The organism is Fibrella musci, from assembly GCF_041321105.1.
Taxonomy (GTDB): domain Bacteria; phylum Bacteroidota; class Bacteroidia; order Cytophagales; family Spirosomataceae; genus Fibrella; species Fibrella musci.
The window spans coordinates 1,170,293-1,190,602 of the sequence record NZ_JBGGWD010000001.1 but is presented as its reverse complement, the minus strand read 5'-3'; the positions used below and the strand labels follow the sequence as shown (position 1 = coordinate 1,190,602).

The following is a 20,310-nucleotide window of genomic DNA, read 5'->3' as shown; positions in this document are numbered from 1 at the left end:
GAAAGACAGTTACTGAAACAGCTGCGGCAGCGTATTCGCCAGGTACAGTTTGCAGTTCATCCAGGTATGGCCGCCGGGTACTATTAGCGGCTTAACATTGATCTTCTTCTCGTTGAACATGGCGATGTTCTGCTTCACTGGCTCATACAGAAAATCGTCGGTGCCGACGCTGATGGTGAATAGTTTCAACTGGCTGTTGAGCTTGTTCGCATCGGGCGACCAGTTGGAAAAATTCGCCTTGAACTCGTCGGTAGCGGTGTAGGGCGCGTATGAGCAGACGTAAGCGAATGTAGCGGGGTTGGTCAGGCCGATGTTAAGCGTCTGTCCACCACCGACCGAAAAGCCCGCTACCGCGCGTCCTTTGCTCTCTTTGATGACCGGGTAATTGGCCTCCACAAAGGGTACGATGTCGTTGACCATGTCTTTCGTGAAATCAGCCATCGGCGCGGGGCGCACGTTGCCGTAGGGCATCACAATCAGCATGGGTTTGGCTTTTCCCTGCGCGATCAGATTGTCGGCAATCAGGTTGGCGCGGCCCACTTTGGTCCAGGTTTCTTCGGTGTCGGAGCCGCCGTGAATCAGGTACAGCACCGGGTATTTGGTCTTGCCGTTCGGGTTGAAGCCCGGTGGCGTGTACACCAGCAGTTGCCGCGTCGTGCCCAACGTACCTGACTTGTAATAGCGGTAGCTGATTTTGCCGTGGGGTACGTTCTGGAGCGAATGCACCAGCGGCTGGTCGCCGGGTACGTCGACGATGCTGCGTTTGAAGCGCTCGTTGGCGAAGATGTAGGTGTTGCTCGGGTCGGCGATTGACACGCTGTCGACCATAAAGCTGTACGGATAGATATCGGGCTTCACCGGTGGCACGGTTACGCTCCAGATACCTGAGGTGTCTTTCGTCATAGCGACCGGGGCTTTCAGAAACTCGCCGGAAACCGTCACTTTTTTGGCATTTCGGGAGAAAAACCGGAACGTGATGCTATGGTCTTTATGCACATCGGGCGAGCTGATCGCCGGTGGGCGTTGCTGCGCCAGTACCGTAGCCCCCGATAAAAGAACGGCTTGCAGAATATAAAGAATGCGTTTCATGGACGTAACGGTTTAGGGTTGAAACAGCAGGCGCGTAGTGGCGGCAACGTACGTTTTCACGTTCATCCAGGTATGCCCACCGTCGGTGATCAGGCTTTTGTAGTTCACCTTTTTCGCCTTCAGGTAGTCCATAAACTCCACGGTGCCTTTGTACAGAAAATCATCGCTCCCTACGCTCACCCACAGCAGTTTGAGTTGCTTGTTCGTCTGGTCGGGTTTGCTGACAATAGTCGGAAAGTTCGTGTCCATTTCCTGGGGCGACAGGTACGAACTGTAAGCGCACACGTACGCAAACTTGTCCATGTTGCTGAAAGCGGCCCGGAGCGTTTGCCCGCCCCCGCGCGAAAACCCGCCGATTGCCCGACTCTCCCGATTAGGAATGGCCCGGTAGCTTTTCTCGACGTACGGAATGACGTTGCTCACCAGATCCGTCGTGAAATCGTTGGCCCGTTTGACGGCATCGGCCCCGTCGCGAACGGTCGGGTCGGCGGGTTTGGAACCGCCTTTTTGTTCGGCAACGCGGGCCGCGATGTTGCCGTAGGGCATGACAATGATCATCGGTTTCACCTTGCCCTCGGCCAGCAGGTTATCCAGAATCAGGTTGGTTTTGCCGACTTTGAAAAAGGTCTCTTCGGTATCAGTCGTGCCGCTGATGAGGTAGTAGACCGGGTACTTTTGGTTAGGCTTCTGGTCGTAACCCGGTGGCGTGTATACCACCAGCGAGCCGGTTGTTCCTTCCATCGACGGGTAGTATTCGTAGTTGATGGAACCGTGGGGTACGTCGCGCATGGCGTGAATCAGGGGCGTATCGCCAGGTACGTCGACCAGGCTGGCTTTGAAGCGCTCATTCGGGAAAAACGCGACATTGGCCGGGTCCATCACCGATACGCCATCCACGCGAAAGTTGTACGGGTAAATATCGGGTTTGACGGGGCCGACGGTCACGCTCCAGATGCCCTGGGCGTCTTTAGTCATGGGCAGCGGGGCTTTTTCGAACTGCGCGCTCAGCTCTACCTTGCTGGCCTGCGGAGCCAGGTAGCGGAACGTAACGGTCTTGTCGGCGTTCACCTGTGGCGACACCACCAGCGGACCACGGGGCGGCTGGGCATGGATAATGCCAACCGCGCAAAGCAGGGCCACTAGCAGCGTTAGCCGGACCCATTTTTGGTTGTACTGTTTCATTGGTTCAGAGGCTTAGTTGGGTTACTGAAATAGTTTCTGGGCAATCGTGCTCAGGTAAAGCTTGCAGTTCATCCAGGTATGGCCGCCCTCCGAGATCATCGTTTCGTGCTTGATCTTTTTCTCGTCGAGCACCTTCAGGTAGTCGTTAATAACAGGGTACAGGCCGTCCTCTTTGCCGACGCCGATCCAGAAGAGCTTCAGCCGCTGATTGGTCTGCGTGGGATTGGCAAACGCGGTGGCATTGTTCCGGTCGAACTCTTCTTTGAGCATACCGGGCGCAAAGCCGCAAACCCAGCTAAACAGGTCGGGGTTGTTCAGGCCCAGGTAGAGCGTTTCGCCACCACCACCCGAAAACCCGGCGATGGCCCGGCTGTCTTTGTCTTTCTTTACCCGGTAGTTCTTCTCGACAAACGGGAACAGGTTGCCCATAAAATCCTTCTTGAACGCCTGCAAATTGTCCCAGTTGCGGAGGCTCCCCGACGATTTGCTGATGGTCGGATATGCCCGTCCGTAGGGCATCACGATAACCATCGGTTTGGCTTTTCGCTGCGCAATCAGGTTATCCAGAATGAGGTTTGCCCGCCCCACTTTCGTCCAGGTTTCTTCTACGTCCGTTGTGCCGTGCAGCAGGTACAGCACCGGGTACGTTGTTTTTGTGTCGGTTTCGTAGCCGGGCGGGGTATACACGACCACGGGCCGTTGCCCCAGTTCGGGCGAGGTGTAATAGCGATACGATACCGTGCCGTGGGGTACGTTCCGGAGTGAATGCACCAACGGCGTAGCGCCGGTTATTTCAACCACGCTATTCTGAAATCCTTCGTTCGGAAAGATGGCTGAGTTTTTAGGGTCGGCCACCGAAATGCCATCGACCACGAACGAATACGGATACATGTCTGGCTTCACGGGTGCGGTTGTCACACTCCAGACGCCCTGCGCATCTTTGGTCATGGTGACGGGAGCCTTTTCAAACTGGGCGTTCAGCTTTACGTCTTTGGCTGCGGGCGCCAGCAACCGAAACGTAACCGTGTTGTCGGCATTCACCTGTGGCGACACCACTACCGGTCCGCCGGGCGGCTGGGCCAGCGCCCCGGCATACAGGCCGAATACAGCCCAGAAGAGCCAGAATCGACGAACTACTTGTTGGTTCATAGATAGTTAAGGTTTAGGAATGATTTGATTTTGTTTTATCATCCGTTTTTGTCATCCCGACGATAGGAGGGATCTTCGGGTAAGGCTAAAAACATCCGGCTACAAGAGATCCCTCGTTCCTCGGGATGACAAAAACTAGGAAAACAACACACTCACTGCGTAATCACATCTACTTCGGCATAGGCCGAGGCCGACCCCTCCTGCGTGTTTTTCAGCGCGCGGAGTTTGACGTAACGGGCTTTGGTTGGCTCGAACGATTGGGTTTGCCAGACGGGGCTGTTTTTGATGTTGGAAAACTCACCCTCGCTGACCTTTTTCCAGGTCGCGTTGTCCGGCGAAACGGCAAACTCGTAGTGGGTAATGATGCTGGCTTCTTCCCACCAATTCTGGGCGGGCAGATACCGGAAACCGACGAGCGTTTCGTCCTTACCCAGATCAATGACCAGATCGGCGGGCATCTTCAGGCTTTTGGGTTGGTGCCACGACGTACCCGGATTACCGTCCAGTGCCCGATTCGCCGAATTGGCGTCGGTGCTGATCACTTTCCAGGCTGCGCGGTTGATGTCGAATCTTTCCTCGCTGGGTACGCTGCTCTGTTTCGTAAACCGGTTGTAGGCAATGGCTTTGACGTCCACTTTGCCAGCACCGGTTTTCACTGGTGCCGTGTATTGGCTGGACGCTGCGGTTGGCGTACTGCCATCGAGGGTGTAGTACACGTCCGACTCGCTATCACCGGGTTTGATGTGCAATTCGCCAGTCTGATTACGGGTGATGACGGGGGGCGACAGAATGAGGGGCGCATTGTAAACGGCCAGATTCGAGATCAGCGGGGAGCCTTTGGCATCCAGAATCGTCAGCCGCAGTTGGGTGGCCGTTACGGTTGGAAACCGCAGAATCCGCTTGTAGCCAATGGTCGTTTGTTTGTCCAGTTGTTTCCACTGTCCATCTACCAGGGCCTCGACCGTAAACGATTTGACCCGCTGCCCCAACCGGATGTGTTCCTGCACCAGAAAGCGATTGAACGCCGTGGGTTTGCCAAACTGGAGCGTCAACGATGCGTTTCGGGTGCCCTCATCCGTTGCCCAATAACTGTCCAGATCGGCATCAATGGCTTTTTCAGCACCGTAAGCCGCGCTTTTCCCACGTACCTGTGAGGCCGTGGCCCGCGCCGTTTTCGCCAGATTCACAGCAAAGGCCTCTTTGGTCGCTTTAGCGAAGGCCTGTACCGCTTTTTCATCTAGTTCGTTAATCAACCCGTTGGGCATGATCGGGAAATTGAGCAGCAACGTCCCGTTTCGGCCGATGGAATTGTAATACGTATCCATCAGTTGCGGCAACGTTTTCACCTTTCGGTCTTCGCGCTCGTGGTAAAACCACTCGGGGCGGATCGACGTGTTCACTTCGCCCGGCACCCAGGCATTGCCGTTCTCGACACCGTGGCGCAATTGGTCTTCAGGTACGTCGCCGGTTGCATTCAGCAGGCTCCAGTTGGTTTCGCCAACGTACCCAGCCTCGGTGCCCACCCAGCGGAGGTCGGCCCGGTCGCCCCCGTCGTTCCAGATCACGATGTTGGGCTGGAGTTTACGGACCAGTTTGTACGTATTCGGCCAGTCGTAATACGTCTTGGCGTCGATTTTACGCGTTTCGTTGGCCCCACCGTAATAGCCCGAGCCGCCATTGGCCCCGTCGTACCAGACTTCAAAAATATCGCCGTAGTTAGTCAGCAACTCGGTCAACTGGTTGCGGAAGTAGGTGATGTACTCGGACTTTCCGTAGTCGGCATGGTTGCGATCCCAGGGCGAGAGGTACACGCCGAATTTCAGGCCGTATTCTTTGCAGGCGTCGGCCAGTTCGCGCACCACATCGCCTTTGCCGTTACGCCAGGGCGCATTTTTGACAGAGTACTCGGTGTATTTCGAGGGCCAGAGGCAGAAACCGCTGTGGTGCTTGGCCGTGAAAATGATGCCTTTCATACCAGCTTCCTTGCAGATCCGCGCCCACTGCCGACAATCCAGCTTCGTCGGGTTGAACAGCTTCGGGTCTTCGTTGCCCAGCCCCCAGGCCATGTCGGTGTAGGTGTTGATCGAAAAATGGATGAAGGCGTAGTATTCCATTTTTTGCCAGCGCAACTGGTTTGCGTTGGGTAATGGGCCGACGGGCTTGGGCGGGCTGGGCTGGGCCAAGCCGGCAAGAGTCGTCAGCAGAAACAGTACGAGTGGAAAGTGAAGCAATGATTTACGCATACGCGGTGGTCCGTAAGAATTACCAGGTCAATTGAACGAAGGATACACCCTGCCGGGGCAGGTCGAAGGTTAAGGTGGTTTTGCCGTTGGCGACCGCCTTTGTCGTTGTCGGAGTCAGTTCCTCTAGCTGCCCGGCTTTTTCAAGCGTCTTGTATTGGTCAGCCGAAACCTGTTGCGGACTGCCCAGCGATTTCCATTTTTCGTAGGAATTGCTGTGCTGATCGTCGACCCGGTAATGGCGAACCTGTACCTTGTTTTTGCCGAGGCCGCTTACGGTTAGTTCGACCGGAGCCGCCTGGCCAGGTACGTTGTCGTCGTGGTAATTCCAGACCATCACACAGACCGAATTGGCGCTTTTGCTGGCGATGGCGTTGATGTCGTTTCGGCTGCGGACGCCGTTGGCGATGATGTCGGTCGCCTGTAAACCCTGGCTGGCCTGCACGGCCAGTCGCTGCCCGTTCATCTTCCCGAACATTCGGAATATGTTCAGTACCGGCTTGTCGACGCCATGCGTGGCCAGGTCACGGAAGCCCGCAAACCACGGCTGATCTTCAAACTCAAACGACCAGCTCACGGCTCCGCGCAGGTTTACTTTGTGCTGGTCCATCAGTTCGTAGATGCGGGCAAACGATGAGGCCGTATAGCTGGAATACATGGTGCCGTTGCGGTACCCATACTTGGGGTCACGCGTGGCCGAACAGGCGGCGCAACCTTCGGGATCACACTCGCCAATGATGATGGGAATGTTTTTGAGCTCGGGAAACGAGTTCACCGCTTCGAAGGCCCGCTGCACGTCTTTCAACTGCACGCCCATGTTCATACGGATATGCCCGTCCACAATTTCCGGATTGCCTTTCGCGTGGAAGCCGATGTATTGGAGCGGCGTGCCCGTTTTGCCGGTGGCGTAATTCTGTCCCCGCAGGCAATGCTCGATGAACCGGGTCAGGTAGCTATATGCCTTTTCGCTGCGCGGGCTGGTGGTGTGCGGCCCGCCAATGGTGCATTCGGGACAGGCACGTTTCAGGCCGTCGGCGGCATAATCGTAGGTCTTGCAATACTCATCGAACGTACCTGACCAGTAGCCAATGTCGGGTTCGTTCCAGACTTCCCAGAGCCACGAGCTAACCTCTTTTTTGCCGTAGCGGTCGATGGAGTGTTTCGCCCATTGGTACACCAGTTCGCGCCACTTGTCGTAGTCTTTGGGTGGGTACGTCCAGCCGGTCCAGATGTTGCCGCCCTTGCTCCAGGTGTGGGCGTAGGGCTCGGGTTTGGCTGACAGGTCTTTGGGCATGAACCCGATTTCCATCAGCGGTTTCATACCCCGTTTGATGTACGTATCCACGATGCTGTCGACCGTCATCCAGTTGTAAATGGGCTTGCCGTTGGCGTCTTCCTTGTAGGCATCGGTAAAACCCCACTTCAGATCCGGGCCTGGGCTTTCGCCTTTGGAAGTCAGGAGGTTGTGCGCCCGCACGTAAACCGGAACGGGGCTCAGTTGCTGTAGTTCGGTCAGGAGTTTCTGGCCGTCTTTGCGGGTGGTGTAGTTGGGCTCGTCGTAGCCGAAGAACGCCCAGAATGGTTTCATCTGGCCCACCGGCTTGGTCGCATCGACCTGAATCGAAACCGGCGTCTGTTGCGCGGAAGCAAACCGGAGACAAAGCAATAGGAAAGGAAGAAGGACGATGCGAATCATGGTTGAGGAGGGCTTTGTTGTACTAGTTTGGGGTCCACCGAGCCGTTCAGGGCTTGAGCCAGTTGTTCAGCTTCATCCAGTCGAACAGTGGCTCCATCCAGCCGGGGTGGCGGAAGATGAAACCGTGGTCACCTTTGGGGTAGATGTGCATTTCGACGGGTACTTTCTGGCGGCGCAGGGTTTCGAAATAGGCAATGCTGTTATCGACGTCGACCAGTTTGTCGTCGGCCGCGTGGGTCAGGTACGTTGGGGGCGTGTTGGCACGTACCTGTAGCTCGTTGGAGAATAGCTCGATATCTTGCCGTGATGGGGCTTTGCCCAGCAGATTATCGTGCGAGCCGCCATGCGTGAGGCTGTCGCGCATGCTGATGACAGGGTAAACCAGAATCTGGAAGTCGGGGCGCAGGCTGGCGTTACTGGCGTTGTCGACATACGCTTTCTCGAAATGCGTGGCCGCTGTCGAGGCTAGGTGACCACCCGCCGAAAAGCCCATAATGCCTACTTTATTGGCGTCGATGCCCCACTTGGCGGCATTCTCGCGCACCAGTTTGATGGCTTGTTGGGCATCCTGCAACGGACCGATTTTCTTATCGGGCATGATGGCGTCGCTGGGCAGGCGGTATTTCAATACAAACGCGGCCACACCTTTTTCGGCCAGCGCTTTTGCCGTGTTGACGCCCTCGCCGTTATACACCACCACGCCATAGCCGCCACCGGGAATGATGATGACGGCCGCCCCGGATGCCTTGTCGGGTGCCGGTTTGAAATAAGCCAGGGTGGGTTTAGTGACGCCCTTGATCACACCCGTTTCGGCACCAGACTCCTGTACATCCGACGTTTTTGAATTAGGAACTGCCCCCGAATACAAGGGGATGATTTCCTGGGCGTTTGCTCCGAACGAAGCCATCATCACCGTTGCGATGACAGTCGTTCGCGCTATTGTCTGCCGCCAATCCGTTTTCATAATCATTTGGAGAAATAAAGTCGCTATCAATTCATTGCCGATAAATGGGGCGGGTGTCGGGGTGGGGTTGTCAGTCTACCGCAGGTACGTTGTAGCCCAGCAACCCGAGCATTTTTGCCGCGTATCGTTTGCCGAATTTTCGGATGCCTTCGTTGGTAAAATGCAACTTATCAGGCACGGGCGCCAACCCATTCGAGGGAATAACCTGTGCCAGTGGAATCGTTTGCGGGAGGGTGGCAATGATGGGGTTCATGCTGGCACATTTCCCTCCCTGATCGGCGTTGACCAGCTCACCGGCGAGCAGCGGCACCGAGTTGGGGGGGAGGTTCAGGTCGGCCAGCAGGTCATTGTATATTTTCTGGACTTTGGCTGGCCAGGCTTTATCGCCCGTATTCGATTCGCCTTGGTGCAACAAGATCCCTTTGATAACGCCCTGTTGCTGCGCCAGCTTCGCCATCTCGACCAGCCTTTGGTAGGGGTTGCCACCATACTGCTTCGCCATGTTGATCATCCAGGGCTTCTCGGCTGCTGACGAATCGAGGTAGGCCTGGTACAGCGCTTTGTCGAAAATCTCAATCTTACTGCCCGCTACAGCTACGTGCACCACGCCCAGTTTCGTGTTTTCGGGCATATTGTCGAGCATGGTTCTCCCGAAATAATCGGCAGGCGACAGGCGGGTATTGCAGCGGCAAAGTGGTGGTTTGGCCGTGTACCAGTTGCCTTTGGTGCGCCCCAGTTCGGGGCAATCGACCGAAGCCAGTAGCTGGAAACGGCTGTTCACGGTGGTGTCCTGCGGTTCAATCCGCCCCGGCCCCTCCATGTTCGACTGGCCGATGCATAGGTAGATATGGAAGTTGGGGTCCTGCGCCTGGGCGGCAAAGCCAAGGAGGAGCAGAAACAGGCCCAGTAATAAAGGAAGGGTTCGGTTTTTCATGGCTTTATGTAAAGAGGGTCGCCTCCGGTATCTATTGCACACTAGCTCTAGGGGAAAGCTATCCCTGCTTGCTTTGCATCAATTCACCAGAAGCGCAGCACCATTTGTTGGAATCACCCAAGTTACTTCCTGATTTTTCTGGAGTTTTTCGGTCGTTACGTTTCCCGCCAACTGCGCATCATCGCTGTATAATTTGTATGTCGATCCGGCAGCGATCATGGGCAGTTTTAGCGTCAATTTCACCGGCTCTTTTTGGGCGTTTACGCCCGCAACAAACCATTTGGTGCCCTGACGGCGAGCCAATACCACGTACCTGCCCGGATAGCCATCGATGTAACGTACCTCGTCCCAGGTGGTCGGCACGGTTTTCATGAAGTCGATGGCCCAGGCAGGCGCGTCGGTGAGGTTATTAGGCGCCAGGGCAAAATGCTGAACGGCACTCTGAAACAACACCGCCGTCGCCAGCGCATACACGTCGGAGGTGACGCGTTTCGACCCCCGGTTCGGCGTGTTGTTGGCATTGTAGAATTTGTTCAGCGCGCTGCCGCCAAAATCCATGCTGCCCACGGTGTTACGAATGAACGGATGGATGGTGGCGTTAAAGGCTTCCATATCGCAGCTTCTCTGCGAAAAAGCCAGGTTTTCGCTGGCTAATACCGCTTCGCTGGCTGCGTAGTTGGGGTACATGCGTTCCCAGCCGCGGGGCAGCGTCGAACCGTGAAAAATGCACAGGATGCCGAAGTCGTTGGCGTCGTACAGGATGTCTTCATACAACTTCATCGTCTCCTGCTTATCCCCGCCGAAAAAATCGACTTTGATGCCTTTTACACCGATCTTCTTCATCCAGGCCATTTCCTTCCGCCGGGCAATGGTGTTATCCATAATGCCGCGTGGCCCTTGTGGTGCATCATTCCAGTAACCGTTGGAGTTGTACCACAGATACAGGCTAACGCCTTTGCTAGCCCCGTATTTGGCCAGTTCAGCCATTTTCTCCCGGCCAATCTGCGTGTCCCAGAGCGCGTCGACCAGAATGGTTTTGTAGCCCATCGCGGCGCTGAAATCGATGTAGCGAACCTGCTCATTATACACCGTTCGGCCGTCCATGCCGATAATCCAGCTCCAGCTCCCTTTTGTGTATTCGTATTTTTGAGACCCCTCGTAACGCGGTTCTACGACATCGAAGGGCACGGTGGTTTCGACGATGGGGGCCAGCGTTTCGCCGACGGTGATCGTGCGCCAGGGCGTTTCGCCGGGCAGTGGAATACCGGGTGCCGAGGTACCGATGCCGTTGTTTTCGTCCGGCATCGGAAAGCCGATGGTGTACAAGCCGTCGGCATTCCCGATCAGGCGGCTGCCACAGTACCGGCTGTCGACGCCCGTTTCAGACACCAGTACCCAGCCGTTGGCATTGACTTTGAACAAGCAGGGAAACGTATAGCCATTGCCCCGGCCGTTTTCGCCCAACGTATCATTGACGGTATAGGGTATTTCATAACTGGGCATGGTGCGGGCAAATCCGACCATCGCTTTGCTTTGCGCCGAGAGAAACGTAGTGGTGCCAGCTGGAAATGTGAAACCCGTTTTTTCTTCGTTGATCACGCACGAACGAGACGCTTTCTGCGGATACACTTTATACCGGAAGGCCACGTCGTTGTTGCTCACCCGGAACGTGATGTCGATAGCCGCGACATTATCTTTCGAGTACGAAATGACGCCTTCATTGGCCACGTAATGCACCTTACCCTGCTTGATGTTCGGCAACTCGTAGGTGTTGTCAAGTTTGCTGATCGCCAGTGCTTTTCCCACGGATAGCCCTTCCGTGAAATCACCCACATTTGTTTTCAAACCGAGTGGCGATTTCACGACAAACGGTTTGCCGTTCAGCGACACACTGTAGGCTGGCTTCCCATTATCCAGCGATAGTGTCACCTGTAATTTGCCGTCAGGGCTACTTACGACCGAATTGGCCGTTTGGGCAGCGGCCCAACAGGACGTGAGCAAAAAAAGGAAGGCTATACAGGTCAATTTCTTTTTCATAAACGATCAAGCTTTATTGTCCGGAAAGGGTAGGCGTAATCCGGAAGTAATCGAAGTCGGCAAAACCGCCCGTTTGTTGGGTGGCGTAGGTAAACAGGCCGAAGCGGTAGCCCATGAAGTGCGGGATGGTGTAGGGCATTTTCAGGGGTTCGCCAAGCGCTGTCCAGCTTTTGCCGTCGAGGCTGTAGAAGAAATGAGCCGTGTCTTTGCGGTCGCGGAAGTTGCACTCGGCTTTCAGGTAGACCGTTTTCTGGCTCAACGGCACGCGCTGCACTTCCACCGGCTTCCCTGAACTGGCGCTGACCATGACAATCGACCGCGTCCCATTCTCGGCCTTCACGCCCACCAGCCCGTAGTTCTTTTGCAACAGGCTCAGCCCTGCAAAATCACCGTCTTTCAGGTTCGACACGTCAAGCAGGGTCGAGCCGGTCGATTCGGGGCCGATGGTGCGCTGGGTCAGGGTGTTGCGAGCCATCACGAACGAGGTATCGGTGCGGCCCGTTTTCAGACGCAGAAAGCCTTTTCGCTCCGAAACCGACCAGAGGCTGTTGTCGGGGTTGTGGTTCCACTGCCATACCAGCGGCAGGGCGGGGTCGCCTTTTTTACGGGTAAATTCGTCGGAGTTCACAATGCCGGGAATCAGCCCTTTGTTGGCGGGCAAGTTGAGCGTTGGGGGCACTTTGCCGTTTTCGCCCAGCACCGGCCAGCCATCTTCCCACGTCACGGGCACCAGATACGGAATCCGACCCACCCCGCCGAAGTCGCGGAACAGGTACGAAAACCATTTTCCATCGGGCGTGTTGATCAGTCCGCCCTGGGCTACGCCCAGATCCTGAAAGCCGATTCGGCCTTCCCACGGACCGGTGATCTTGTCGGCGCGGTGAATCACCACCGTCCGCATACCGCCACGCGGCCAGGTGATATTGAAGAGGTAGTACTTGCCCTTTACTTTGAACAACTGCGACCCTTCTGCTGGCAAGCCGCCGCCGGTGCCCGATGGTGCGCTGGCGTTTTCGATGATGACCTGCTCGGTGGTGCCGGGTTTTACGCCCGCGGCATCGGCCGTCAGCTCAACCAGTTTGAGCTTGCCCGCGCCGTAGATCAGGTACGTTCGCCCATCATCGTCGAAAAACAGGCTATGGTCGTGGTATGATGGCTTAAACGACACTTCTTTCCACGGCCCTTTTTCAATGTTTTTCGTCGTGTACACGTGGGTTCGGCCGCTGGTCTGGGCAAAGGTTGTCGCATAGTACGTACCGTTGTGGTAACGCAGGCTGCTGGCCCACGACCCGCGCCCGTAGGTGCTTTTGCCATTGTTCAGGCTCATCGCGTCGACTCTTGTCAACGTGTCATAGGCATAACCTACCAGTTGCCAGTTAATCAGGTCGTTCGATTTCATGATGGGCAGCCCCGGACTCATATGCATGGTGGTGCTGCTCATGTAATAGGTGTTACCCACCCGGATCATCGACAGATCAGGTACGTCGGCAAAAATCACCGGGTTCTGGGTTTGCGCCACCGCAGCAACGTACCTGAACAGAAGCAGGCAGGCAAGCAGGCCATGGCGGAATAAAGTGGGCTTCATCGATTTTAAAGCGTGAAAGAGGTAAAGAGCAGAAGAGGGTGACTGCGGTTTCGGTGGCTATTGCAGTGGGCCGATTAGTTCGATGAAATTGCCGTCGGGATCCTGCACAAAAAGGAAATGCGCGTTGGCATTCAGGGGCGTGGGCGTACTACCCAGAAACGGCACCTTCAGCTGCGTGAGCCGATCGATGATCGGTTGCAGTGCTTTCACCTGAATGGTGATATACTGCATGCCGGTATCGTCCTGAATATGAGTAGGCTTGGGGTGGGCTGCTTTCTTGCCGAAGCTCATCAACTTCCAGTCGGTGGCGTCGGGGCTGTTTTCAAGCTTCAGGATGGTCACGTTCGTGGCAACGCCGTTGGTCAGGCCCGAGCGCTTGCCGAAATCTTCGTTGATGGTGAAGCTACCCGTTTTGACCATGCCGATGCCATTCACGTAGAAAGCCAGCGAGCGGTCGATGTCGGCGACCACGACACCTATGCCGATGGTTTTGCTCGTGAAATTGGATTGCGCCTGCGCAAAGCCACTGATGAGTAGCGCAAACGACAGGAGTAGGGTATGCAGAGGTACGTTTTTCATTCGTCTTGTGTAAAAAAAAGGGGGAGGAAACGGAGCACTGAGTCGTACTAGTTTATTTGTAAGTTTTTAATTGTCAGATGGTTGACTTTGGGTGGATTGCAAAGAGCGACACCGCCGTGACCTGGTGGTCGGAGGCATACTATTGGAATTGTGTTGTTTTGACACATTTCTAGGTATGAGGAAACAGATCGACGAGATTAGGCAGAATCATGCGTTAGTTTGTGACCAGTCTGACTTGATGGAATCGGGGCGTACTCAGGCCATTTTGGGCCGCAATTGTTACTGAAATCACGGACTGACCGTCTGCGCGTAGCCGAACCGTTTTTCCATCTGACGATAGAATCTCGGCTGGCTTGTCGTTAATGAGAAAGCTTACGTTTGCCAACTTGATAGCATCCAAAGCGCTGATGTCAATATACTTACCCGTCTGGTTTTTATTCTGCAACTGATAGGTTATAAACGACCGGGTACGTCGCCAGAACTGCTCGTCGTCGTAGCCCGAATCGCTCTTTTCGCCTTTGTATTGATGGTCGACTTCGGGTTGCTGTTCACCGCAGTTCACCTTGTCGACCGTAATGGCTTCCAGCGCCAGTGCTTTTGCTTCCTGCTGTTTCAGCCTGGCCTGTTGCTCATTGAAATCCGCCTGGGTGAACGTCTGGAAGTACATCTGGTAGCGGGCATCGTGAACCTCGTAGAAGGGTTGCAGCGTCAGCGAATCCAGCCGAAACCGTAGTCTGTCGGCGGGTTTGAGCCGCGTCAGGTACGTTGTTGGCTCACCCACGAGCGCGTAAGCATTGGTGAGGGGATACAGCTTGCCTTTCGTTTCGTGCCCCATCCGGCTATCATCGGCAAACAGCCCGGTCAGGTCGGTAGTCGACGTTTTGGCTGCCAGCACGATCGGGCCATGCACGAAGGCTGCCCAGTTGGAGCCATCGGGTAGGGGCTCCAGCCGGGTGGTGGTTGTAAAACGAACGGTTACCTTGTCGCCCGACGTCCATTTCCGACGAATCGCTACGTAGCCTGCCGGTTTTCCATCGACTGGTTGCGCCTTGCCATTGACCAGAACGGCCAGCTTATCGGCCCATTTCGGGTATCGGATGTTCAGCGAAAACTCCTGTGGTTTTGTGGTTTCGACGAGTAGCTCAGACCCGTTTTCGTACGGAAACTGCGTGCGTTGGGTAAGCCGAACCGTTTTAGCGGCCCAGTTCACCATCGACGGGATAAACAGGTTGACAAACAGATCATTAGCGGTATGGCTGTAGATCAGTTCGCCGTATTTGGTGTGATTTTCCAGTCCCGAACCCACGCAGCACCACATACTGGTTTCGGGCTGCGAATACACCCGGTAATGGTTGGGCCGAATGGGCGTGAAATACACAAACCCGCCTGTTGAGGGGTGCTGACTCGACAGGATGTGGTTGTAGAGCGTCCGTTCGTAGAAATCCAGATAGCTTACATCGTTCTTATCCAGAAACAGCGCTTTGCTCAGGCGCAGCATGTTGAACGAGTTGCAGGTTTCGGGTCCCTGATTGGAGCGTAGCACCTGACTAAAATCGGTTGTCGGGTTGAAGTGCTCACGCACGCTGTTGCCGCCAAACGCCACACTGCGGGTCTGCGACACATTCTGCCAGAAATACTGAGCCGCCTCTGACCAGTCGGTTTTGCCCGTCAGGGTGGCGATTTTCTCGAACCCGATCACCTTGGGAATCTGCGTATTGGCGTGCAGGCCCGTTAGTTTATCCTGTTTTGCCAGCAGTGGTTCCAAAATGGCCCGGTGCGAAATTCGCTGCGCTGTTTCGAGGTATTTCTTGTCTTTCGTCAGGACATACAGATCGGCGAATGTCTCGTTGATGCCGCCGTGCTCGGTGCGCAACACCTGCTGAATCTGCTCGTCGGAGAGCGGCTTGATCAGGTCCACAAACCAGTCGCCCAGGCCGATCAGCACGTGTTTGGCCTGCTGGTTTCCGGCATACTCGTAGGCATCGCGCAGCCCCGCAAACAGCTTGTGAATGTTGTAGAGCGGCACCCAGGTGTTGTTCAGCCCGAAGCTGCTGCCGTCGATATCGCCCTTGTGAATCCGCTCCCAGAATACCTTGCCCTGCGGAATGCCACCCACGTACCCATTGCCGTTCTTCGCCTGACATTGCGCCAATTGATCGACCATGTAATCGAGCCGTTTTTTCAGTTCGGTGTCCCCGGTCGAGGCATACAGCATGGCCAGCGCCGACAGGTAATGGCCGCCAATGTGGCCATCCAGCCCCGAGCTTTCCCAATTACCGTAGCGGGGCGCTTTCACGGGCAAGCCCGCGTCGATCAGGTACGGTGCCAGCAGTTTGTCCGGGTTTAGGGCCAGTATGTACTTCTGGTCAACATCCTGCGCGTTTCTGAATGGTCCGTCCGTGAGTCGCACGTCCTGCAATGCAAACGGCTGCATCTGCGCCAGCGCCGAAACGCTGAGTAAGAAGGCGGCGACACTATGTACGAGGGTGGCTTTCAAAGTGAGCTTGTTTTATTTCAACATGGAATCGTTTCCGCTGTATTTGAGGAAGCTAAACGAAGCGGAATTCTCAGATTGTTCGCCTGATGAGGTGGCATACAGGCCATACACGCAACCAATAAAACTATTGGCCGCTTTTGTGCTCAAAAACTTGCCGTCGACCTGATCTTTCAACAACGACCAGTTTTTGCCGTCGGTCGAATAATAGAAGCTATACAAGGCCCCTTCTGACTGTATTTTGAAATCTACTTTGGCGGCAGATGACGTTAAAGGGACTTCGGTTACCAGTTCCAAAGCTTTGTCTTTGCTCTTGAATAGCTGAATCACGTCTTTATCGTCCTTTTTTGATTTTGCTACGAAGTAAAAATGACGTTCGTCCTGAAAAATAACCAGCCCCGCTTTTTCATTGTCTGCTTTCGGTGAAAAGCGTACTTCGGTTTCGGCGGTGCTCGTTAAATGCTGTTGACGCTTACCCACAAACGAAGGGTTGCCCATGTCTGAAATCGTTTCGGGTTTGAGTTTAAGCGTAAGCCCATTGGCCTTTGATGTTTTAAACGAACTACTATCCACCGTTCTCAAAAAAAGCATCGACAGATCAAGCCCTTTATCGAACGTCATCGTGTAGGCGAAGTTGCCGTTTTGCGGTAAAGCTCCTTTCTGTTTTACTTCTTTGATGTTGGTTTTGTACTTGTATTCAATGGCCTTTTCGCCATGTTCGATCATCGGCCAATCGTTGACCCAGGTCAGTGGCGCAATAAACATTTCGCGGCCTGTATTATAAAAATCGCCTTCGTAGGGACGTACCGCCAAGAAAATCGAATACCAATTACCATCGGGACCTTCGATAAACTGAGCGTGTCCGGCCGACGTAATCGGGTTGGGGCGGTCGGCTGGTAAGCCTCGTTGCGTCAGCACCGGATTCCCTTCAAACGGTACATAGGGCCCCCAAACATCCCGGCTGCGCAGGGCCACCTGTGAGTGATTGACGGAAGTTCCTCCTTCGGCCGCGTACAGGATGTACCAACCGTTACGCTTTAGGATATGCGGGCCTTCAATCCACACCGGTTTTTTAGACAAATCGACGCCACCATTCACCAACTGTTTTTCTTCGCCAACAACCTTCAGATTTTTGTAGTCAAACTCATACATTCGGATGGTGCGGTGCCCCGAATACAGGGGTTTACGGTCGGGCGCATCACTGTTATAAATGATGTAGGCTTTGTCGGTCTCTTCATCGAAATAGATGGAGGGATCAATGCCTTTTACCTGCGGAATTTTTACCGGATTGCTGTAAGGACCCGCCGGATTTTTGGACGTCACGACAAAATTTCCATCATGATCAATATCCGTGCAGGTCACGTAGTACGTCCCTTTGTACTGGGTGATGGCCGGGGCAAACAGCCCGCGCGTCATTCGCTCGCCCATGAATTCCATTTGCGATGGGCGGTTGATTACATTGCCGATTTGCTTCCAGTTTTTCAGGTCGCGGCTATGCATAATGGGCAAACCCGGGAAATAGGAAAAGGTAGAATGCACGGAATAATAATCGGGCCCCACTTTTACGATGCTTGGGTCGGGGTAAAAGCCGGTCAGGATGGGGTTGACCAGGGTGGTCTGCGCCGACACGGTGAAGCTGAGAGTTGTGAGTAGCAGACCAATTGCAATCGATTGCATTCGCTTTGTCATAAGTGCGTAAGTTAAAAAATGGGGAGTGGGGTTATCGAATCGTCAGGGTGTATACCTGGCCGGGCTGGGTCGGTATGTCGTACAGCAGGGTTTCTTTCAGGGTCAGCGCTGGCAAGGTTGCCTTGGCCGACACGATGGCGGCTGGTGTGGGTTCGGTCTGGTAGAACGGATTCGGGTTCTGGCCCTCCGCCCGGCGAAGTGCATTGCTCTTGCGGAGTGTCATGGCGTTAGGTACACGTACCCGCAAGTTGCCGCCGAGGTTCGACCGGATGTCGACTTTCGTTAGTTTGCCGTCTTTCCAGGTCATGTTCACCACCTCGAAGCCACCAATGGCCCGCAGGCCGCCCAGGCTACCGGTGGGCCATACGTCGGGCAGGGCGGGTAGTAAATGAACCGCTCCGTCGGCGCTCTGCATCAGCATTTCGGTGATGCCCGACGTACAGCCAAAATTGCCGTCGATCTGAAACGGCGGGTGGGCGTCGAACAGGTTGTTGTAGGTGCCGCCTCCCTCTTTGGTGACGCCCAGCGGAGTTAACTGGTTCTGAATGAGTGTGTAGGCGTGATTACCATCCTGCAAGCGAGCCCACCAGTTCACTTTCCAGCCCATGCTCCAGCCCGTCGAGACGTCGCCCCGATGCGTGAGTGTTGTGCGGGCCGCGTTGAACAACTCCGGCGTGCGGTAGGGCGAGATCTGAACCGCCGGAAACAGGCCGTACAGATGCGACACGTGCCGGTGGTGATCGTTGGGATCGTCGACGTCGTCGAGCCACTCCTGCAATTGACCGTATTGACCCACGTGCATGGGCGGGAGTTTGCTGCGCAGTTGCTTCAACGTATCGGCGAAGGCAGCATCTTTCTTCAGGATTTCTGCGGCCCGGATGGTGCTGCTAAACACATCGAACGCAATCTGATTGTCCATCGTCGTGCCGGCATCCAGCGACGAGCCACCGTGGGCTTTCGGCGCGTTTTCGGGCGAACTGCCGGGGTTGGCTACCAGCCAGTGATAAGTGGGGTGTTCCACCAGAAAATCGACGTAAAACAGGGCGGCCCCTTTCAGAATGGGGTAAACGCTGGCCAGGTACGTCTTGTCGCCACTGTACAGGTAATGATCCCAGAGGTGCTGACTCGTCCAGCCGCCACCGGCAATCCACATGCCCCAGAAGGCCCCGTCGATAGCGCCCGTTGCCCGCCAGATGTCGGTGTTGTGGTGGGCCATCCAGCCGCGTGCGCCATACATGACCCGCGCCGTTTCCTGCCCGGTCTCCGACATGTCGCGTACCATCCGCAAAAACGGCTCGTGCAACTCGGCCAGGTTCGTTTTTTCGGCGGGCCAGTAGTTCATCTGCGCGTTGATGTTGATGGTGTACTTACTGTCCCAGGGGGGGCGCATCTTATTGTTCCAGATACCTTGCAGGTTGGCCGGTTGTCCCCCCGGCTGCGACGACGAGATCAACAGATAACGGCCATACTGGTAATACAGCGTGACCAGCTGCGGATCGTTAACCGTTCGGAAGTTCTTAAGCCGTTCGTCGGTAGGCAGGTTAGCGGCCTCGGTCGAACCCAGATCGAACGTGACCCGGTTGAAATACTTTTGATACGCAGCCACGTGGGAAGGCACCAGAGCTGCGTATGATTTGGGCCACGCTTTGTTCAGGTACGTTGCTGCCCGTGCGTTTTCGTCGCCACTGACGTCATTGTACTTTGTAAAATTGGTCGCGATGGAGAGGTAGATCGTGGCGGTAGTGGCCCCGTTCACCGTGAGGGTGGAATCGTCGGCCGCCAAACTGCCGCCCTGGGTTTTGATCCGGGCTATGCCTTTGTAACGGACCAGCCCTTTCACGCCGTCATGATCCGACGCCGTACCCGCGATCGTCAGTTCGTTGGTTGAGTTGGTCTTGATCGTCGGTTTGGCTTGTGGTGTCGAGTACGACGCGCGAAAGGCCAGCCGGCCCGGCTTACTCGCCGTTAGCTGCATCACGATCACCTGATCGGGTAGCGAAGCCAGGATCTCGCGCGTGTAGGTTACGCCATCGACGGTGTAGGTGGTTTTGGCAACGGCCCGTTCAATGTCCAGTTCCCGGTAATAGTTGGTGTAGTTTTCGTGCCCGTCGAACGTCAGGTGGAAGCTGCCCATCGGCTGAAACAGCTGTCCGTGCGACTTTTTGGTGATGATCGTTTTGTTAGCGAGTGCCTCGGCTTCTTTCTGCTTGTTGGCAAAGATCAATTGGCGGATTTCAGGCAACGACGCCAGTGCCTCGGGGTTATCGTTGCGGTTGGGCCCACCACTCCAGAGCGTGTGTTCGTTCAGCTGAATCGTTTCTCTGGGTACGTTGCCATACACCATCGCCCCCAGGCGGCCGTTACCAATCGGTAGGGCATTCTCCCAGGTTTTATCCGATGGGGCCGTGTACCACAGCTTCAGGGAGGATTTGTTTTGTGAAAAACCAACTGTTGGTGCGGTTAGGCATAAACAATAGACCAACTGTTTGGCCAGCCATCTAGTGTTTCGAATATGGATCATACAAGCTGATAATTAACGGGAGGGGCCGGGGTTTTAAGCTGCTTAGCCTACATCAAATTAACTACGCTGTAGCCAGCTTATCTTCTTCTTTATAACCTAAAATTTCCTCTATTTAGTCAATAAGCAGATGGCAACCTGCCTGTGTAGCAAG

At 55.1% G+C, this 20,310-nt stretch carries 13 protein-coding genes; all 13 read right to left on the bottom strand.

Annotation, left to right across the window (positions count from 1 at the left end; genetic code table 11):
• Window positions 1-9: 9 nt before the first annotated feature.
• The 13 genes from ACAW74_RS04790 to ACAW74_RS04730 all read right to left on the bottom strand — a co-directional run bounded on the left by ACAW74_RS04790 (window position 10) and on the right by ACAW74_RS04730 (window position 20,159).
• Entirely contained in the window at window positions 10-1,089 is a 1,080-nt protein-coding gene (locus tag ACAW74_RS04790; protein WP_370697052.1) for an alpha/beta hydrolase-fold protein, read from the bottom strand.
• A 12-nt stretch (window positions 1,090-1,101) separates the two neighbouring features.
• Window positions 1,102-2,271 carry an alpha/beta hydrolase-fold protein gene (locus ACAW74_RS04785; protein ID WP_370697051.1) on the bottom strand — a complete coding sequence of 390 codons (1,170 nt, stop codon included), beginning with the start codon at window positions 2,269-2,271 and terminating at the stop codon, window positions 1,102-1,104.
• Window positions 2,272-2,292: 21 nt separating this feature from the next.
• Complete coding sequence (locus ACAW74_RS04780) at window positions 2,293-3,420, bottom strand: esterase (RefSeq protein ID WP_370697050.1); 1,128 nt, start codon at window positions 3,418-3,420, stop codon at window positions 2,293-2,295.
• Between the two features lie 152 nt (window positions 3,421-3,572).
• The gene (locus tag ACAW74_RS04775; RefSeq protein WP_370697049.1) at window positions 3,573-5,663 is read right to left on the bottom strand and encodes a discoidin domain-containing protein; all 2,091 of its coding nucleotides are present in this window, start codon (window positions 5,661-5,663) and stop codon (window positions 3,573-3,575) included.
• Between the two features lie 19 nt (window positions 5,664-5,682).
• The gene (locus ACAW74_RS04770; protein ID WP_370697048.1) at window positions 5,683-7,356 is read right to left on the bottom strand and encodes a GH39 family glycosyl hydrolase; all 1,674 of its coding nucleotides are present in this window, start codon (window positions 7,354-7,356) and stop codon (window positions 5,683-5,685) included.
• A 46-nt stretch (window positions 7,357-7,402) separates the two neighbouring features.
• Complete coding sequence (locus tag ACAW74_RS04765) at window positions 7,403-8,266, bottom strand: alpha/beta hydrolase (protein ID WP_370697223.1); 864 nt, start codon at window positions 8,264-8,266, stop codon at window positions 7,403-7,405.
• A gap of 124 nt (window positions 8,267-8,390) precedes the next feature.
• Window positions 8,391-9,254, bottom strand: coding sequence for a sialate O-acetylesterase (locus tag ACAW74_RS04760; RefSeq protein WP_370697047.1), 864 nt, complete (start codon window positions 9,252-9,254; stop codon window positions 8,391-8,393).
• A 78-nt stretch (window positions 9,255-9,332) separates the two neighbouring features.
• Complete coding sequence (locus tag ACAW74_RS04755) at window positions 9,333-11,255, bottom strand: glycoside hydrolase family 97 protein (protein WP_370697046.1); 1,923 nt, start codon at window positions 11,253-11,255, stop codon at window positions 9,333-9,335.
• Between the two features lie 49 nt (window positions 11,256-11,304).
• Entirely contained in the window at window positions 11,305-12,876 is a 1,572-nt protein-coding gene (locus tag ACAW74_RS04750; protein WP_370697045.1) for a glycoside hydrolase family 43 protein, read from the bottom strand.
• A gap of 57 nt (window positions 12,877-12,933) precedes the next feature.
• On the bottom strand, window positions 12,934-13,455 hold the full coding sequence (locus tag ACAW74_RS04745) for a VOC family protein (RefSeq protein ID WP_370697044.1): 522 nt from the start codon (window positions 13,453-13,455) through the stop codon (window positions 12,934-12,936).
• Between the two features lie 214 nt (window positions 13,456-13,669).
• Entirely contained in the window at window positions 13,670-15,952 is a 2,283-nt protein-coding gene (locus ACAW74_RS04740; RefSeq protein ID WP_370697043.1) for a glycoside hydrolase family 127 protein, read from the bottom strand.
• 12 nt (window positions 15,953-15,964) lie between these two features.
• Window positions 15,965-17,626, bottom strand: a complete 1,662-nt coding sequence (locus ACAW74_RS04735; RefSeq protein ID WP_370697042.1) for a glycoside hydrolase family 43 protein — start codon at window positions 17,624-17,626, stop codon at window positions 15,965-15,967.
• A gap of 43 nt (window positions 17,627-17,669) precedes the next feature.
• The gene (locus ACAW74_RS04730; protein WP_370697041.1) at window positions 17,670-20,159 is read right to left on the bottom strand and encodes a glycoside hydrolase family 95 protein; all 2,490 of its coding nucleotides are present in this window, start codon (window positions 20,157-20,159) and stop codon (window positions 17,670-17,672) included.
• Window positions 20,160-20,310 lie beyond the last annotated feature (151 nt).